Source organism: Roseovarius salinarum, assembly GCF_002834145.1.
Taxonomy (GTDB): Bacteria; Pseudomonadota; Alphaproteobacteria; order Rhodobacterales; family Rhodobacteraceae; genus Roseovarius; species Roseovarius salinarum.
Genome location: NZ_PHNT01000001.1, coordinates 521,985 through 539,657 on the forward strand (window position 1 = coordinate 521,985; position 17,673 = coordinate 539,657).

Consider the following 17,673-nt stretch of genomic DNA (forward strand, 5'->3'; position numbering starts at 1 on the left):
GGCGGTCGCGCCGTTCAGGTTCCGGACTTGACCTCGATCTTGCGGGCGGCCTTGCGCGCCTGTTCCGTTTTCGGCAGGTGCACAGTGAGAACGCCGTCCTTCGCGCTGGCCTCGATGGCCTCCTTGTCGATGCCCTCGGGAAGGCGGACCGAGCGGCGGAACGCCCCGAAGCGGCGCTCGCACATGTAATAGGCGCCTTCCTTCTCGCCTTCTTCCTTCTTCTCGCGTTTCTCTCCGCTGATGGTCAGCGTGTCGTCGGTGACCTCCACGTCGATGTCGTCCTCGGCCACGCCGGGAAGCTCGGCGACGATCTTCACCGCGTCGTCCTTGTCCACCACATCGAGGCTGGGCATCGTGCCGCTTTCGGCCATGGCGCCGGCGGGGCGCCATGGCCGCCGCCGCGCCGGTGCGAAGGCGCTGCCGGCATGGAAATCGTCGAACAGGTCCTCGATCTCGCGGCGCAGGTCCCAGAACGGCGCCCAGGTGCGTTCGGCCATCGTGCGCGGTTCGCGGGTTCCGGTTTGTGCGGGCGTCCTTTCCTCGTCCTTCGGCATCGCGTATCTCCTCTCATGAAGACTGCCAGAATACACAGCGATGACTGCGCTGCGCCGCGGATCGTCGCGCCATGCCGGGGCCGTGTGCATTAACACCGGTCAAGACCTTGTCGGCGTGTCGTCGTGGCGGGCCTTCCGGCCGGGCGCGAGCGGCGCGCGGCGCCCGCGCGATGGTTGTCACGCCGGCGCGCGGATGCTGAACTGGCGTTGGAGGCGCAGGCGCGATGCGGGTGTTTGTGGCAGGCGACGTGATGCCGGGGCGCGGGATCGACCAGATCCTGCCCGCGCCCTGCGATCCGCGGATTTTCGAAAGCTGCATGAAATCGGCCGAAGGTTACCTGCGTCTGGCCGAGCGGCGCAACGGGCCGATCCCGGTGCCCGTCGACCGCGGCTATGTCTGGGGGCCGCTGCCGGGCGATCTGGATGCGCGCGCGTGCGATCTGCGCATCGTGAACCTCGAGACGGCGATTACCGACGACGGTCACCCCGCGCCCAAGGCGATCAACTACCGCATGTCACGGGCGAATGCGGCCATGCTGAAGGCCGCGCGTCTGGACGCTTGCACGCTGGCCAACAACCATGTGCTGGACTGGGGCGGCGCCGGGCTGCGCGACACGCTGGATACGCTGGATGGCCTTGGCATCGCGCATGCCGGCGCCGGGCGCACCGCGCAGGCCGCTTTCGCCCCCTGCGCGCTGGGCCTGACCGATGGCGGGCGGCTCCGGCTGCTGGCCTTCGGCGATGCCACGGCGGGCGTTCCGGGGGACTGGGCCGCCGGCACCGACAGTGCCGGGGTTGCCACGCTGCCCGAGGATCCGCGGAGGGCCGTCGAGGTGATCCGCGATTGCCTTCCCGGCGCGCGCGTGCCCGGCGATCTTGTCGCGGTCTCGCTGCACTGGGGCGGCAACTGGGGCTTCGCCATTCCCGACCGTCAACGCCACATCGCCCGCGCGCTGGTCGACAGCGGCGCGGCGGACCTCGTGTTCGGCCATTCCGCCCACCATCCCAAGGGGTTGGAACTGCGCGGCGGCAAGCTGATCCTTTACGGCTGCGGTGACCTTGTCAACGATTACGAGGGCATCGGAGGGCAAGGGGGCTATCGCCCCGATCTCGGGGCGGCGTATGTCTGCGACCTAGACCGGCGCACCGGCGAGTTGACCGGGCTCGAGATCCTGCCCTACCGCCGTCACCGGTTCGCGCTGACGCGCGCGGGGGACGACGACACCGGCTGGCTGGCCGATATGCTGGCACGCGACAGCCTGACAGGCGGCGCGACGTTTCGCGCAAGCCCGAAAGGCACGCTGCGTCTTGTGCCGCCGGGGTGAACGTCAGCCATTTCCGGTGCCGCCGGACGCGATCCGCGCCGCCTCGTCCATCAACGCGATCACCTCGTCATCCGAGGTCTGGCCGAAATCGGAATAATACGCGCCGATGGCGCCGAAGAACGACGGTGTGAGCAGGCAGATCGCCTCGTCCACCTCCTTGCGCAACGCCTCGCAGGTCTCGGGCGGCGCCACGGGCACCGCCAGCACCAGCCACGCCGGCCTGCGCCGTCGCACCGCGCGCAGCGAGGCGCGCATCGTGGCCCCCGTGGCGATCCCGTCGTCCACGACGATCGCCGTGCGCCCCTTCACCGGTACCGGCCGGCGGTCGCGCAGGTATGTCTGCCGGCGGCGGCGGATTTCGTCGAGTTGGGCCCGCCCCAGCCGGTCGACCTCGTCGCGCGACAACCCTGCATGCGCGAGCACCTCTTCGTTGACGACGGTCTGCGGGTCGTCGCCGTTCACGATGGCGCCTGCAGCGAGCTCCGGCTGTGCCGGCACGCCGATCTTGCGCACCATCACAAGGTCCATCGGGGCGTGCAGCGCGCGCACCAGTTCGATGCCCACGGGCACGCCGCCGCGTGGCAGCGCGAGCACCACGGGATCGTCGTAACCCCGGTCCGCAAGCTCATCCGCAAGCGCCTTTCCGGCGGCGGTGCGGTCGAGAAAGCCGCTCATGATTCCCCCTGTGCCTCGGTGAACTGCCGTGCGAACCAGTCGCCGGCCAGTTCCACGACCTGTTCCAGCGCGCCGGGTTCCTCGAACAGGTGCGTGGCGCCCGGCACGATCTCGAGCCGGTGCGGGCAAGTCAGCCGCGCCTTGGCCCCTCGGTTGAGCTCGAGCACCTGGTGATCGGCGCCGCCCACGATCAGCAGCACCGGCGCGGCCACCTTGGGCAGCGCCGCTCCGGCCATGTCCGCGCGCCCCCCGCGCGACACCACGGCAGCGACCCGCTGCGGCGCTTCGGCCGCCGCGAGAAGGGCCGCGGCGGCGCCGGTGCTCGACCCGAACAGCCCGACGGGCAGGGCGCCCAGGTTCGGATGCGACCGGACCCATTCCATCGCCTCGATCATCCGGCGGCTCAAAAGGGAGATGTCGAAGACGTTGGTGCGATCGGCCGCCTCGGACTCGGTCAGCAGGTCGAACAGCAGCGTGGCGATGCCGCGACGGCCCAGGGCCTCGGCCACCTCGTTGTTGCGCGTGCTCAGGTGGCTGCTTCCGGCGCCGTGCGCGAAGATCACGAGGCCCGACGCCGCCTGCGGCACGCGCAGGAAGCCTTCAAGCCCGTGCGGGCCGACGGCCACCACCTCTTTCGATCCATCGTCGTGCATCATCCTGCCTCCCGGTTTGCCAGGCGTCGGGCAGTCTGACACCCTCGGCGCGGGATGTGCCTTAACAGCGGTCAAACCGTGCTCCGGGCCGTGGCCGGGCAACTGTCACAGGTTAAGGCATGATGCGGCGTTGCGTGCATGACTCGGGGCGACACGACGGAGGTGAAGATGAGCGCACTGGGTTTGAAGATCATCGACGAATCGGTTCAGGCCGCCAATGTCTGGATCAACGAGGTCGACGCGCGCACCGGCTGGGAGCACAAGCAGCGCGCATATCGCCTGTTGCGGCAGGTTCTGCACGTGATCCGCGATCACCTGAGCGTGGACGAGGCGGCACAGCTCGGCGCGCAGTTGCCGATCCTGATCCGCGGCATCTACTATGAGCGGTGGGACCCGTCGAAGACGCCCGTGCAGGAACGCAGCGCGGAAGGGTTCGTGACCCGCGTGCAGGCCGCTTTCGATACCGACCCGCTGGGCGACGCGCATCAGGCGATCGCGGCGGTGGTGGCCACCATGGACGCGCATGTGTCGAAGGGCGAGATGGACGACGTCAAGCGCAGCTTCTCGAAGGAGATACAGCAGCTTTTCGAGACTTGAAGCCGCATGCGCCCGTGACCGTTTTACCCCTCGCTTGGCGCGGCGGGGCGTGCAAGGGTCTGGCCAGTTCGACCCCGAGCGGGCTGCCAGCGGTGCGGCGGCCCGCGTCCACCTGGTGAAAGGACGCCCCGAGATGCAGCCCGACGAAAGCTTCCTGCTGACGGACCTTTATCAACTGGCGATGATGGAGGCCTACGTCGCCGACGGCCAGACCGACACGGCGGTGTTCGAGTTCTTCGTGCGCAAGCTGCCCGAGCGGCGAAACTTTTTCGTCGCGACCGGCTTGGAGCAGGTGCTGGACTTCCTCGAGAACCTGCACGTGCCGGCGGCCGAACTGGACTGGTTGGCGCAGAGCGGCCGGTTCGGGCAGGGGTTCCTCGACTATCTTTCCGATTTCCGCTTCACCGGCGACGTGCATGCCATGCCGGAGGGCACGGTGTTCTTCCCCGACGAGCCGATCATCCGCGTGACCGCCCCGCTGCCCGAGGCGCAATACGTGGAGACGCGGATCATTAACCTGCTGCAGTTCCAGTCGATGGTCGCCGCGCGGGCCGCGCGCATGGTCTCGGCCGGCGGGTCGGCCGACCTGGTGGATTTCGGGTTGCGCCGTGCGCACGGCGCACAGTCCGGCCTGCTGGCCGCGCGGGCGGCGTACCTGGCGGGCTTCGCGGGCACGGCGACCGTTCTGGCAGGCCAGCGGTTCGGCGTGCCGATCCATGGCACGATGGCGCATTCCTACATCCAGGCGCACGAGAACGAGGAAGAGGCCTTCCTGCGCTTCGCCCGCGCGCGGCCCGACAACTTGGTGCTTCTGATCGACACCTTCGACACCGTCGAGGGCGCGCGAAAGGTCGCCCGGCTTGCGCCGAAGCTGAAGGCCGAGGGCATCGAGGTGACGGCGGTGCGGCTGGACAGCGGCGATCTGGGCGCGCTGGCCCGGAAAGTGCGCGCGATCTTCGATGACGCAGGGCTGGTGCATATCGGCATCTTCGCCAGCGGCGGGCTGGACGAGGACAAGATCGCGGCGCTGGTGGCGCAGGGCGCGCCGATCGACGGCTATGGCGTGGGCTCGGCCCTGACCAGCGTGTCGGACGCCCCGGTGCTCGACTGTGCCTACAAGCTGCAGGAATACGCGGGGCTGGCCCGGCGCAAGCTGTCCACCGGCAAGGCGACGTGGCCGGGGCGCAAGCAGGTCTGGCGCCGGTTCGATGCGCAGGGGAGGATGACCGGCGACGTTCTGTCGTTGGAGGATGACGCGCAGCAGGGCACGCCGCTGATCGAAAAGGTGATGGAGGGCGGCCGCCGCCTGGGGCCGGCGCCGGATCTTCGGGCGGTCCGCGACCACGCGGCATCCCAGGTGGCGCAGTTGCCCGACCGGCTGCAAGGGCTTGCTGCCGCACACGATTACCCCGTCGAGGTGGCCCCGGCGTTGCGGTCGCTGGCCGACGAGGTGGACCGCCGTATGGGTGTCTGACCGCGCTGCCGCGCGGTACCGTCACTCGCCGGCTTCGAAGTGCAGGCCGACCGCCTGCCAAAGCGCCTTGAAGTCCCGTCGCAGCGCCCGTCGCGACTGCGCCCCCATGAAGACCGCCGCGAGTTCGTAGCTGTATGGGTCGCGGTGACGCGACTCGCCCAGCCGCATGCCGTCCTCGACGTGAAGCTGGATCTCGGTGCCGGGGAATGCCGCCTCGATCTCGCGCAGGCGCGCGGCATCCGGCACGCCGCGCACGCGCCAGTCATCGTGGTGGCCGTAAAGGCGCGGCATGAACTTGGCGGCGTAGCGGAACCGTCCCGCCCGTGCGGGATAGGCCGGGCGGCGACCGAGGGCGACATCGATTAGCACCTGCTTGTGCGGCGATCCTTCGACCTTGTCGAAAAGGGGGCTGTGCGATTTCGAGATGCGGGCGTTCACCTCGAGTAGCCAGACCCGGTCGTTGGCGGCGTCATGGAAGAATTCCATGTTGAACGCGGAGGCGTCGAGGCCGGCATGACGTATCACCCTTTCCGCCGCGTCGATCATGCGCGCCTGCACGGCCCGCGGCAGCGCCGACGGGTATTCGTATCGCTCGAGGCTCGATCTGTTGGGGCCGCGAATGGAATCCACGATCCCGTAGATCTGCGGCGTGCCATCCGTGACGTGGCCCTCGAGGGTGCACTGCCGTCCGCGCGAGATGATCTGCTCGGCGATGCAGTGATAGCCGTCCACGGCGCGGATGTTGTCGGGGATGTCGGCGTAGCCGAGGATCACGTTCATCGGGTCGGCGAAACGGTCGATGCCCGCGCGGATGAGGTCGAGCGCGTGGTCCAGATCACGGCGGTTGGACACGCGAAATCCCAGAAGTGACGAATGTGCCTTGATGGGTTTGAGCCAGAACGGGTAGGCCAGCCCGATGCGTTGGGCGGCATCGGGTGCGAAGGGGTCCACCGCCGCGAAGGCGGGCACCGTCTCGGGTACCGCCTCTTGCTGAACGCGGCGCGCCCAGTACTTGTGTTCGCAACGCAACACGCTTTCGAGACTGGGGCCGCGCAGCCCGAATTCGCGCCGCAGTATCGGCATCATCAGAACGGTGGGAAAATCCCAGTAGCCGATGATGGCGTCGACGGGACCGGGGAAGGCACGCAGAATGCGTCGCGCCTTGTCCAGAAGTGCTTCCAGGTCGAATGTGCGTGCGCCCGAGATCTCTTCGAACCCCAGCAGCGGGTGAAATTCATACCGGTCCGCACCCGGCACGGCCTTCAGAAGCCGCAGGTTGAATTCGTCGAGTCCCACGACGAAGATGTTTTTCCGGCGCGCGTGTTCCATCGGGTCGGTTTCCAGCATGTCCAACATCCAGAATTCGGTCGCATACGCAAGGCCTTTGCCGCCCTGACCCATGGCTATCGCCCGCGACCTCTGCGCGCGGGTCCAACCGGGAGCGCACGATCTTCTTGACCCGCGCGGCGCCTTGATCTACCGCTAGCGTCTGCACGGGCGGGCATGGTGAAATGGTATCACACGAGCCTTCCAAGCTCTTGGTGCGGGTTCGATTCCCGCTGCCCGCTCCACGCGAATGTTCCCGAAAATGAAACGGGGTCGGCCGGTGGTCAGCCCGTGCGCACGGGGTTGGACCAGGCGCGGCGGCCGGCGCGGTCGACCACCGTCACGCGCAGCCACGGGCTGGCGGCCAGCCGCGTGATCTCCAGCCGCGTGTCGGTCATGGAATGGCCGTGGTGCGCCACGGCGGCGCTGCCCTGGCCCTGCACGATGACCCGTTCAACGGCCGTCGAGCGCACGCGCAGGTGGCGGCCCTCGACCTCGACCCGGTGAAGCTCGGGCCCCTGCGTGGAATAGAAATGCCCGGCCTTGAGCGCGGCCAGCAGCGCGTCGGGGTCGTTTTCCTCGGCCTTCACCATGACCCAGCCGCCGAAGTGGTCGGGGTCCTTGAAATGCGCGTCGTCCGTGGCGATCAGGCTCAGGTCGCGCCCCTCGGACATGAGCAGGTCCGCGGTGTGAAACCCGTCCGGTCGGTCCGTGCCCACGGCGCAGCCGTGGTTGTAGACCTCGACCGCGTGTGCGGCCGTGATCGAGCGCGCGTCGGACAGCGTCAGCCCCGACCACTGCGGATGCGCCACGGCGACGAAGGCACCGGCCGCGCGGGCGCGCTGCGCGATCTCGGGCCCGGTTTCCTGGCCGTCGACCGGCAGGAAGTGCGGGGCGTTGGCAGGGGCGAAATCCGCTGGCAGCCCGACGGCGAGGATGTGCCACAGCTCTCCGTTCTCCATCGCGCCGGAATGCAGCTCGGCACCGGGGATGGTGGTGAACCCGTTGCCCCGGAACCGTTTCGTGTCGGCGACCGGGTAGCCGTACATGCCGATGAAATGATCGGTCAGCGCGATGAAGTCATAGCCTTCATCGCGGTAACGGCGGCAGACCTCGCCGGGGTCCAGCGCGCCGTCGGACAGCGTGGAATGGGTGTGCAGGTTGCCGCGGAAGAAACGCCCCGGCGCGGTGAAGGCGGAATGTGTCATCATCGGTCTCGTCTTGCCAGCCCGGGCCCGGTTAGTCCAGCAAAGCGACGTGCGCGTGACAGCCGGGCCGAAAGGCGGCGCGATGTCCCCTTTGCCTCGTGCTTGCCGGTGCCCGGTCCTGCGCAGGGGGGGCGGCGTGCACGGCACCACGGGGATTTCGGGCCTTGACCGCGCGGGACGGCGGGGCCAAACCCGGGTGCGCCGAAGCCCACGCAGGAGACCCCATGGCCCGAAAGCCCCAGAACAGCAGCGATGCCCGCGACCGCGACAAGTCCAAGCGCATCGGCGCGCTGGCCGAGCTGTGGCCGTTCATGCGCCCCTACAAGCTGCTTGCGTTCGGTGCGCTTCTGGCGCTGGTGCTGACCGCCACGGTATCGCTGATCCTTCCGATGGCGGTGCGCCGGGTGGTCGACAACTTCAACGTCGAGGACGGCCGGATCCTCGACCAGTACTTCTTTGCCGCGCTGGGCATCGCGGGGCTCCTGGCGCTGGGCACCGGGCTGCGCTACGCGCTGGTGACCCGCCTGGGCGAGCGTGTCGTGGCCGACATCCGCAAGGCCATCTTCGACCGCGTCATCGGCATGAGCCCGGCATTCTTCGAAAGCATCATGACGGGCGAGGTGCTCAGCCGGATCACCACCGACACGACGCTGATCCTGTCGGTCATCGGTTCGTCGGTGTCGATCGCCCTGCGCAACCTGCTGATCTTCATTGGCGGGCTGGCGCTTATGCTGGTGACCTCGGCCAAGCTGACGGGCATGGTGTTGTTGCTGGTCCCGCTGGTGGTCGTGCCGATCCTCGTGCTTGGCCGGCGGCTGCGCAACCTCAGCCGCGAGAACCAGGACTGGATCGCGCGCAGTTCCGGCAACGCCTCGGAGGCGCTCCAAAGCGTCCAGACGGTTCAGGCCTTCACCCACGAGGACGCCAGCCGCGCAACCTTCGCCGGGGTGACCGAGGAAAGCTATGCCTCGGCGAAGCGGCGGATCACGACGCGCGCGCTGATGACGGTGATCGTGATCTTCCTCGTCTTCACCGGCGTGGTGGGCGTGCTGTGGATGGGCGCGCACGACGTGCGCGCCGGCGACATGAGCGCGGGCACGCTGGTCCAGTTCGTGATCTACTCGGTCATGGTCGCCGGCGCCGTGGCGGCCCTGTCGGAGATCTGGGGCGAGTTGCAGCGCGCCGCGGGCGCGACCGAGCGGCTGGTGGAACTGCTGCGCGCCGACGACCGGGTGACCGACCCCGAGGACCCGGTCGCCCTGCCGCGGCCAGTCAGGGGTGCCATCGGTTTCGAAGAGGTGCATTTCGCCTATCCGTCCCGGCCCGAGATACCCGCCCTCGACGGTCTGGACCTGCACGTCGCGCCGGGCGAGACGGTGGCCCTGGTCGGCCCCTCCGGCGCGGGCAAGACGACCATCGTTCAGCTGATCGAACGCTTCTACGATCCCGAGCGCGGCCGCGTGACGCTCGACGGCCTTCCGCTCGACAAGATGCGGCGCGACGATTTCCGCGCCGAGATGGCGCTGGTGCCGCAGGACCCGGTGATCTTCGCCGCCTCGGCGCGCGAGAACATCCGCTTCGGCCGGCGCGACGCCACCGATGCGGAGGTCGAGCAGGCCGCGCGCGCGGCGGCGGCGCACGACTTCGTCACCGCGCTGCCCGATGGCTACGACACCTACGTCGGCGAACGTGGCGTGATGCTGTCAGGCGGACAGAAGCAGCGCATCGCCATCGCCCGGGCGATCCTGCGCGACGCGCCGGTGCTTTTGCTGGACGAGGCCACCAGCGCGCTCGATGCCGAAAGCGAACGCGCCGTGCAACAGGCGGTGGACGCGATGGCGCGCACCCGGACCACGATCATCGTGGCCCATCGGCTGGCGACCGTGAAGAAAGCCGACCGCATCGTCGTAATGGACCACGGCCGCATCGTGGCCGAAGGCACGCACGACAGCCTCGTGGCCGAGGACGGTCTTTATGCCCGGCTGGCGCGGCTGCAGTTCACCGACGGCGAGGCGGCCTGACCGCGGCACGGCGAAAAACGCAGCGTCAATCTTGCGTGCCGCCGGCGCGACCCGCATGTTTGCCGGATGGAGGAGCGATGCCCGGCCCGTGCCGGGCTGTTGGGAGGACACAGCATGACATTTGCCTCGCGGCGGGACGCGCTTGAGATCGAGACCGAGAAGCCGTGGGACGAGCGGGATATCCCCGCGACGCTCTACCAGATGCTGCGCCAGACGGTGGACGCTTTCCCGGACCGTCCCGCGATCAGCTACCAGTTGCTGTCCGGCCCCGATGACAAGGCGCAGACCCTGACCTGGCAGCAGTTCCACGACCAGGTCTGCCGCGCGGCGAACCTGTTCCGCGACCTCAAGGTGGGCGAGAACGATGTCGTGGCCCTGGTGATGCCCAACTGCCTGGAAACGGCGGTGGCCACGGTGGGCGGCGCGATCGCGGGGGTCGTCAACCCGATCAACCCGTTGCTGGAGCCCGAGCAGATCGCCGCCATCCTGCGCGAGACCGACGCGAAAGTGGTGGTCACGCTCAAGGCCTTTCCCAAGACGGACATCGCCCAGAAGTGCGCCGAGGCGGTGCGCCATGCGCCCAATGTCCACACCGTGCTCGAGGTCGATCTCAACACCTACCTCACCCCGCCCAAGAAATGGATCGTGCCGCTGGTCCGGCCGAAGAACCCCGACCGGCACCATGCCGACCTGCGCGATTTCAACAAGGCGCTGAAGACACACGGCACGACGCTCGATTTCGCCGACAGCGCGGGCGACCGCGTGGCTGCGTATTTCCACACCGGCGGCACGACGGGCATGCCCAAGGTGGCCCAGCACCGCTATTCGGGCATCGTCTACAACGGCTGGCTGGGCCACCGGCTGCTGTTCACCGAGGAAGACAGCGTGATGTGTCCGCTGCCGCTGTTCCATGTCTTCGCATGCCACGTGATCCTGATGGCGATGATCAAGTCGGGGGCGCATGTCGTCTTTCCGACCCCGGCGGGCTATCGCGGCGAGGGCGTGTTCGACAACTTCTGGAAGCTGTGCGAACGCTGGAAGACGACCTTCGTGATAACGGTGCCGACGGCCGTTTCGGCGCTGATGCAGCGCGAGGTGGACGCCGACATCTCGACGGTGAAGAACGCCTTCTCGGGTTCGGCGCCGATGCCGCTGGAACTTTTCAACCGCTTCGAGTCGGCCACCGGCATGGCGGTGATCGAGGGCTACGGGCTGACCGAGGCGACCTGCCTGGTGTCCTGCAACCCGCCGGAGGGGGAGAAGAAGGTGGGGTCGGTCGGCGTGCCTTTCCCCCACACCGACGTGCGCATCTACGATCAGGACGAGGACGGCGTGCCGGTCGAGGTGCCCACCGATACGGTGGGCGAGATCTGTATCTCCAATCCCGGCGTCTATGCCGGGCACACCTACACCGACCCCGACAAGAACCGCGACCTCTACTACCACGAAAAGTACCTGCGCACCGGCGATCTGGGCCGGATCGACCCGGACGGATACCTGTGGATCACGGGCCGCGCGAAGGACCTGATCATCCGCGGCGGCCACAACATCGACCCCGCGGACATCGAGGAGGCGCTGATGGTCCATCACGACGTGGCCGTGGCCGGCGCGATCGGCCAGCCAGACGCCCACGCCGGCGAGGTGCCCTGCGCCTATGTCGAACTGATCGAGGGCGGCACGGCGACCGGCGCGGAGTTGCTGGAGCATTGCAAGATCCATGTCCACGAGCGCGCCGCGTTTCCCAAGCACGTCGAGGTGCTGGAGGAACTGCCGAAAACGGCCGTCGGCAAGACGTTCAAGCCCGACCTGCGAAAGCTGGCGATCAAGCGCGTGTACGATGCCGCGCTCGAGGAAGAGGGAATCCACGCCCACGTGTCGGAAGTGATCGAGTCGAAGAAGCGCGGGCTGGTGGCGCAGATCGAGCCCACGGGCGAGGTGGACAACGACAAGCTGGCCCACGTCCTGGGCCGGTTCACACGGCCGTGGGAATGGGCCGGGACGGATCCGGCTGAAACCTGAGACGGCGGCGCGCCGCGGCAGGGGCGCTGCCCCTCTTGTCCCGGGCAGTGCCCGGGACAATTCAACCCGGAGTATTTCGGGCAAGATGAAGGGTGCGCGGCGTCAGCTCACGTCCTTGTAGCTGACCTCGGCCACGTCGCCGCCGGATTTCTCGCGGCGCACCAGCAGGCGGTTCAGCGCATGGACATAGGCCTTGGCCGAGGCCACCACGGTGTCGGTGTCCGCCGACTGGCCGGTGACGATGCGGCCCTCTTCCTCCATCCGCACGCTGACGGTGGCCTGCGCGTCGGTTCCGCCGGTCACCGCGTGCACCTGGTAGAGCTGCAGGTGCGCGTCGTGCGGGAAAAGCTGCTTGACGGCGTTGAAGGTGGCGTCGACGGGGCCGTCGCCGGTGGCCTCGGTGGATGTCTCGGCACCGTCGATTTCCATCGTCAGGGTGGCGGTCTGGGGCCCTTCGGTGCCGCAGACAACGCGCAGGTGCTTGACCTGGAGCCGGTCGCTTTCCCCGTCGGTGCCGGCATGCACCAGCGCGATCAGGTCCTCGTCGTAGACCTCCTTCTTGCGGTCGGCGAGTTCCTTGAAGCGGTAGAAGACATCGCCGAGCTGGTTCTCGGCCAGTTCGTAGCCCAGTTCCTTGAGCTTGGAACGCAGCGCCGCCCGGCCCGAGTGCTTGCCCATGACGATGTTGGTCTCGGTCAGGCCGATGTCCTCGGGGCGCATGATCTCGAAGGTCTCGGCGTTCTTGAGCATCCCGTCCTGGTGGATGCCCGATTCGTGCGCAAAGGCGTTCTTGCCCACGATCGCCTTGTTGTACTGGACCGGGAAACCGCTGACGGTGGCCACGCGGCGCGAGATGTTCATGATCCTGGTGGAATCGACGCGCGTGTTCCACGGCAGGATGTCGTTGCGCACCTTCAGCGCCATCACGACTTCCTCGAGCGCGGTGTTGCCGGCGCGTTCGCCCAGCCCGTTGATCGTGCACTCGATCTGGCGCGCGCCGCCCTCGACGGCCGCCAGTGCATTGGCCGTGGCCATGCCCAGATCGTTGTGGCAGTGCGTGGCGAAGACGATCTCGTCTGCGCCCGGCACCTCGTCGATCAGCCGGCGGATCAGGTCGGCCGATTCCACCGGCGCGGTGTAGCCCACGGTGTCGGGGATGTTGATCGTGGTCGCGCCGGCGTTGATCGCGATCCCGACGACGCGCTTGAGGTAATCCCACTCCGTCCGGGTGGCGTCCATCGGCGACCACTGCACGTTGTCGCACAGGTTGCGCGCGTGGGTGACCGTCTCGTGGATGCGCTCGGCCATCTCGTCCTGGCTGAGATCGGGGATCGCCCGGTGCAGGGGCGAGGTGCCGATGAAGGTGTGGATGCGCGGGCGCGCGCCGTGTTTCACCGCTTCCCAGCAGCGGTCGATGTCCTTGGGGTTGGCGCGCGCCAGCCCGCAGATCACCGCCTGCTGGCTGCGTTCGGCGATTTCCTTGACGGCGCGGAAGTCGCCCTCGGAGGCGATGGGAAAGCCCGCCTCGATGATGTCGACGCCCATCTCGTCGAGCATGCCCGCGATCTCGAGCTTCTCGTCGTGGGTCATGGTGGCGCCGGGCGACTGCTCGCCGTCGCGCAACGTCGTGTCGAAGATCAACACGCGGTCGTCCTGGGGGTGGTCTGTCATGTCGGGTCTCATCTCGTCTGTCCTAAGCCTGGAAATGGCGCGAAACGGAGCACATCCTCTGAGCGGTCGCGCCGGAACGGCACGCTCAGAGGCGGCTTAGGAGCAGCAGGGCAGCCCGGCCAGGGCCGGGAAGGGCGCCGCAGGGCGCAGACGCGGGTATGTTCTGCCCGTTGATCATCATGCACGCAGCATACGCGCGGCGTGGCGCCTTGAAAAGTGTGATTTTCAGGCATCGCGGCGTTGATCCCGGCCCGCGGCCGCCTAGCTGCCCACGGCATGGAACGGGCATTGATCATCGGCGCCTCGGGGGGCATCGGCGCGGCGCTGTCGGACGCGCTGGTCACGCGGGGCGCGGGCGTCACCGCGCTGACGCGCCGCGACGACGGGCTGGACGTGACCGAAGAGGCCTCGGTCGAGGCGGCGCTGGGGCGGCTGGACGGCCCATTCGATCTGGTCTTCGTGGCGACCGGCGGGCTGGAAATCGACGGGCGGCGGCCAGAGAAATCGCTCAAGCACCTCGACGCGGCGGCGTTGCAGCGGCAGTTCGCGCTCAACACCATCGGGCCGGCGCTGGTGCTCAAGCACGCGGTGCGTCTGCTGCCGCGCGACCGCCGGTGCATGTTCGCCGCGCTGTCCGCGCGGGTTGGGTCGATCGGCGACAACGGCTTCGGCGGCTGGTATGGCTACCGTGCGGCCAAGGCGGCGCTCAACCAGATGATCCACACCGGCGCGATCGAGCTTGCGCGCACGCACAAGCAGTCGATCTGCGTGGCGCTGCACCCGGGCACGGTGCAGACGCCGCTGACCCGCCGGTACGTGGGCAACCACCCGTCGGTCACGCCGCAGGACGCCGCGCAGAACCTTCTTTCGGTCATGGACGGGCTGGCGCCGCAGGACACGGGGCTGTTCTTCGACTGGCAGGGCAAGCGGGTGCCGTGGTGAGCCCGCGGCTCGTTCTCGTGATGGGCGACCAACTCAGCGCAGGCGTGTCGGCGCTGCGCGCGGCCGATCCCGCGCGCGACATCGTGGTGATGGCCGAGGTCATGGACGAGGCCCGCTATGTGCCCCACCACCCCAAGAAGATCGCGCTGGTGCTGTCGGCGATGCGCCATTTTGCCGAGGAACTGCGCGCGGCGGGGTGGACGCTGGCCTACACGCATCTCGACGACCCCGACAACGCGGGCTCGATCCCGGGCGAGCTGCTGCGCCGCGCGGCCGAGACGGGCGCGGGCGAGGTGCTGGCCACGCGGCCGGGGGAATGGCGGCTGATCGAGGCGCTGGAGGCGGCGGCGCTGCCCGTGCGCCTGTTGCCCGACGATCGTTTCGTCTGTTCGCTGGCGGAATTCGACGCCTGGGCCGCGGGCCGCCGCGAGCTGCGCATGGAATATTTCTACCGCGAGATGCGGCGCAAGACCGGCCTGCTGATGGAGGGGGAAAGGCCCGCGGGGGGCAAGTGGAACTTCGACCATGACAACCGCAAGCCCGCGCCCGCGGAGATGCGGCGGCGCGCGCCGCCCGCGTTCACCCCGGATGCGATGACCGAAGAGGTGCTGGAGCTGGTCGCCGCCCGGTTCCATGACAACTTCGGCACCCTGCGCCCCTTCGGCTTCCCGGTGACGCGCGCGCAGGCGCTCGAGGCGTTGGACGATTTCGCGCGCCACCGCCTGCCGGAGTTCGGCGCCTACCAGGACGCGATGCTGACGGGAGAGCGGTTCCTCAACCACGCGGTCCTGTCGCCCTGCCTGAACCTCGGGCTGCTGGGGCCACGGGAAGTCTGCGAACGGGTGGAGGCGGAGTGGCGCGCGGGCCGGGTGCCGCTGAACTCGGCCGAGGGATTCATCCGGCAGGTGATCGGCTGGCGCGAATACGTGCGCGGCATCTATTTCCGTGAAGGGCCGGATTATACCGCGCGCAACGCGCTGGGCCACGCGCGCGACCTGCCGGCGATGTACTGGGGCGCGCCCACGGGCATGGCCTGCATGGCGCAAGCCGTGGCCCAGACGCGCGACGACGGCTATGCCCACCACATCCAGCGGCTGATGGTGACCGGCAACTTCGCGCTGCTGGCCGGCGTGGACCCGGCGCAGGTGCACGAATGGTACCTGTCGGTCTATGCCGACGCGGTCGAATGGGTGGAGGCGCCCAACACGCTGGGCATGAGCCAGGTCGCCGACGGCGGCGTCGTGGCGTCGAAGCCCTATGTCAGCTCGGGCAACTACATCGACCGGATGTCGGATTACTGCGGCGGCTGTGCCTACGCGGTGAAGGAGAAGACGGGCGCACGGGCCTGCCCGTTCAACCTGCTCTACTGGCATTTCCTGCACCGTCACCGGCAGCGGTTCGAAACCAACCCGCGGATGGCGCAGATGTACCGCACCTGGGACCGGATGAGCGAGGAGAAGCGAAGCACCGTGCTCGCGGACGCGGATCGCTGGCTGGCGCGGATGGAGGCGGGCGAGGACGTCTGACCGGGCCGGGCCGCTGTCAGGCGGGGCGCGCGGGCCGCGCGCGCGTCATGTCTCGGGCCCCGCCTTCGGCCGGGCCCTCGGGCCGCGGGTCGCCCCCGCCGAGACGTCGTCCGGCCACGGAAATGCGACGCCGGCACCGCGCATGAGTATTTGGAGCAAGATGAAGGGCTGGGCGGGTTATTCCGTGTCGTCAGCGCTGTCCGCCGCGGTTTCGTCGGCCGGGGTGTCGCCTGCGGCGGACTCCCGGGTGAGCGCGCCGTTTTCCCATGTGCCCGAGGCTTCCTCGCCGCTGGCGTATGTCATCGTGCCCTCGCCCTGGCGCCGGCCGTTCTTGAACATTCCCTCGTAAACGTCGCCATTGGGATAGGTGGCCACGCCCCGGCCCGAGATTTCACCGTTCTTCCACTGACCTTCGTAGGTGAAGCCGTCGGGCATCACGATCGTGCCCTCGCCATGGCGCTGTCCGTTGCGGAACTCGCCTTCGTAGACGGTGCCGTCGGGGTAGGTGGCCTTGCCCTCGCCGTGGCGCTGGCCTTCCTTCCACTCGCCCTCGTAGCGGTACCCGTCGGAATAGGTCATCACGCCGTAGCCGTGGTTCTTGGCGTTCTTGAACGCGCCCTCGTAGACGACGCCGTTGGGGTAGGTCGCGCGCCCCTCGCCCTCGATCACGCCGTCCTTCCACTCGCCTTCGTAGGTGGAGCCGTCGGGATAGGTGATCTTGCCCTGTCCGTTGGCGAGGTCGTTGGCGAATTCGCCCACGTAGACCGACCCGTCGGGGTAGGTGACTTCGCCCTCGCCCGAGATCTGGCCGTTCTTCCACGCGCCTTCGTAGACGTAGCCGTCGGTGCCCTTGAAGGTGCCCTGACCATGGCGCTTGTCGTCCTTGAAGTCGCCCACGTAGACGTCGCCGTTCGCGTAGGTGACCTTGCCCTCGCCCTCGCGCTTGCCGTTGACGAGGTCACCTTCGTACACGTCGCCATTCGGCTGGGTCAGCTTGCCCTCGCCGCTGATCTGGCCGTCCTTCCAGGTGCCTTCGTAGACCAGGCCGTCGGGCATCGTCAGCTTGCCCTCGCCGTGGCGGGCGCCGTTGGCGACTTCGCCTTCGTAGACCGCGCCGTCGGGGTAGGTGATCTTGGCCTCGCCCTCCTTGACGCCCTTGACCCAGTCACCGTCGTAGACGTATCCGCCGGGCGTTTTCATCACGCCCTCTCCGTGGTGCATGGCGTTGAAGAACGCGCCCTCGTAGCGGACCCCGTTGGCATAGAGCGCCACGCCTTCGCCGGTGATCTTGCCGTCCTTCCATTCGCCTTCGTAGGTGCCGCCGTCGGTGAAGATGATCTTGCCGACGCCGTGCGGCTTGCCCTTGGCGAATTCGCCCTCGTAGACCGAGCCGTTCGGAAAGCGCGCGACACCCTCGCCGCGGATCTCGCCCTCGACCCAGTCGCCGGTGTATTCGTATCCGTTGGGCAACGTGTATGTGCCCGTGCCGTGCTGCAGGCCGTCCTTGAAGGTTCCCTTGTAGACGCCGCCGTCGTCGTACTGCTTGGTGCGCACCTCTCCCTGGTCTTCCTGCGCCATGGCGGCGCTGGCCGTCAGTGCGATGATGCCCGCTTGGAATATCCTCGACGATGGTTTCATGCGTGCCCCGGCTGCCCCCGCCCGCCTGTAACTTGCGGGTGAAG

14 protein-coding genes and 1 tRNA gene are annotated in these 17,673 nt (G+C 68.3%); 8 read left to right on the plus strand and 7 right to left on the minus strand.

What is annotated here, in order from left to right:
- Window positions 1-14 precede the first annotated feature (14 nt).
- Window positions 15-554 (minus strand): Hsp20/alpha crystallin family protein, encoded by a 540-nt coding sequence (locus tag CEF10_RS02690; RefSeq protein ID WP_157932940.1) that lies wholly within the window; start codon window positions 552-554, stop codon window positions 15-17.
- Window positions 555-778: 224 nt separating this feature from the next.
- Here CEF10_RS02690 and CEF10_RS02695 point away from each other — a divergent pair, with 224 nt between their 5' ends.
- The gene (locus CEF10_RS02695; protein ID WP_101065854.1) at window positions 779-1,879 is read left to right on the plus strand and encodes a CapA family protein; all 1,101 of its coding nucleotides are present in this window, start codon (window positions 779-781) and stop codon (window positions 1,877-1,879) included.
- Between the two features lie 3 nt (window positions 1,880-1,882).
- On the opposite strand, the gene CEF10_RS02700 is transcribed toward CEF10_RS02695, so the two are convergent.
- On the minus strand, window positions 1,883-2,554 hold the full coding sequence (locus CEF10_RS02700) for a phosphoribosyltransferase (protein ID WP_101065856.1): 672 nt from the start codon (window positions 2,552-2,554) through the stop codon (window positions 1,883-1,885).
- Window positions 2,551-3,207: a dienelactone hydrolase family protein gene (locus CEF10_RS02705; protein WP_232796373.1), complete on the minus strand. Its 657-nt coding sequence runs from the start codon at window positions 3,205-3,207 to the stop codon at window positions 2,551-2,553. Before CEF10_RS02705 ends, CEF10_RS02700 begins: the two co-directional genes overlap by 4 nt.
- 168 nt (window positions 3,208-3,375) lie before the next feature.
- On the opposite strand from CEF10_RS02705, the gene CEF10_RS02710 reads away from it, so the two are divergent.
- Window positions 3,376-3,804: a DUF2267 domain-containing protein gene (locus tag CEF10_RS02710; protein ID WP_101066054.1), complete on the plus strand. Its 429-nt coding sequence runs from the start codon at window positions 3,376-3,378 to the stop codon at window positions 3,802-3,804.
- 49 nt (window positions 3,805-3,853) lie between these two features.
- On the plus strand, window positions 3,854-5,278 hold the full coding sequence (locus tag CEF10_RS02715; protein ID WP_232796374.1) for a nicotinate phosphoribosyltransferase: 1,425 nt from the start codon (window positions 3,854-3,856) through the stop codon (window positions 5,276-5,278).
- A gap of 21 nt (window positions 5,279-5,299) precedes the next feature.
- Here CEF10_RS02715 and CEF10_RS02720 read toward each other — a convergent pair whose 3' ends face one another.
- Window positions 5,300-6,625: an ATP-grasp domain-containing protein gene (locus tag CEF10_RS02720; RefSeq protein ID WP_232796375.1), complete on the minus strand. Its 1,326-nt coding sequence runs from the start codon at window positions 6,623-6,625 to the stop codon at window positions 5,300-5,302.
- Window positions 6,626-6,775: 150 nt separating this feature from the next.
- Here CEF10_RS02720 and CEF10_RS02725 point away from each other — a divergent pair.
- Window positions 6,776-6,849, plus strand: a tRNA-Gly gene (locus CEF10_RS02725).
- A gap of 39 nt (window positions 6,850-6,888) precedes the next feature.
- On the opposite strand, the gene CEF10_RS02730 is transcribed toward CEF10_RS02725, so the two are convergent.
- On the minus strand, window positions 6,889-7,812 hold the full coding sequence (locus tag CEF10_RS02730) for a PHP domain-containing protein (protein WP_101066056.1): 924 nt from the start codon (window positions 7,810-7,812) through the stop codon (window positions 6,889-6,891).
- Between the two features lie 224 nt (window positions 7,813-8,036).
- Here CEF10_RS02730 and CEF10_RS02735 point away from each other — a divergent pair, with 224 nt between their 5' ends.
- Window positions 8,037-9,833, plus strand: a complete 1,797-nt coding sequence (locus CEF10_RS02735; protein ID WP_101065864.1) for an ABC transporter transmembrane domain-containing protein — start codon at window positions 8,037-8,039, stop codon at window positions 9,831-9,833.
- Between the two features lie 114 nt (window positions 9,834-9,947).
- Window positions 9,948-11,852, plus strand: coding sequence for an acyl-CoA synthetase (locus CEF10_RS02740; RefSeq protein ID WP_101065866.1), 1,905 nt, complete (start codon window positions 9,948-9,950; stop codon window positions 11,850-11,852).
- A 102-nt stretch (window positions 11,853-11,954) separates the two neighbouring features.
- On the opposite strand, the gene CEF10_RS02745 is transcribed toward CEF10_RS02740, so the two are convergent.
- A complete protein-coding gene (locus CEF10_RS02745; protein WP_101065868.1) occupies window positions 11,955-13,523 on the minus strand; it encodes a 2-isopropylmalate synthase in 1,569 nt (522 codons plus the stop codon).
- A 276-nt stretch (window positions 13,524-13,799) separates the two neighbouring features.
- Here CEF10_RS02745 and CEF10_RS02750 point away from each other — a divergent pair, with 276 nt between their 5' ends.
- Complete coding sequence (locus CEF10_RS02750; RefSeq protein ID WP_101065870.1) at window positions 13,800-14,465, plus strand: SDR family NAD(P)-dependent oxidoreductase; 666 nt, start codon at window positions 13,800-13,802, stop codon at window positions 14,463-14,465.
- A gap of 20 nt (window positions 14,466-14,485) precedes the next feature.
- Window positions 14,486-15,991 carry a cryptochrome/photolyase family protein gene (locus CEF10_RS02755; RefSeq protein WP_101066058.1) on the plus strand — a complete coding sequence of 502 codons (1,506 nt, stop codon included), beginning with the start codon at window positions 14,486-14,488 and terminating at the stop codon, window positions 15,989-15,991.
- A gap of 177 nt (window positions 15,992-16,168) precedes the next feature.
- On the opposite strand, the gene CEF10_RS02760 is transcribed toward CEF10_RS02755, so the two are convergent.
- The gene (locus CEF10_RS02760; RefSeq protein ID WP_101065872.1) at window positions 16,169-17,629 is read right to left on the minus strand and encodes an MORN repeat-containing protein; all 1,461 of its coding nucleotides are present in this window, start codon (window positions 17,627-17,629) and stop codon (window positions 16,169-16,171) included.
- Window positions 17,630-17,673: the final 44 nt, after the last annotated feature.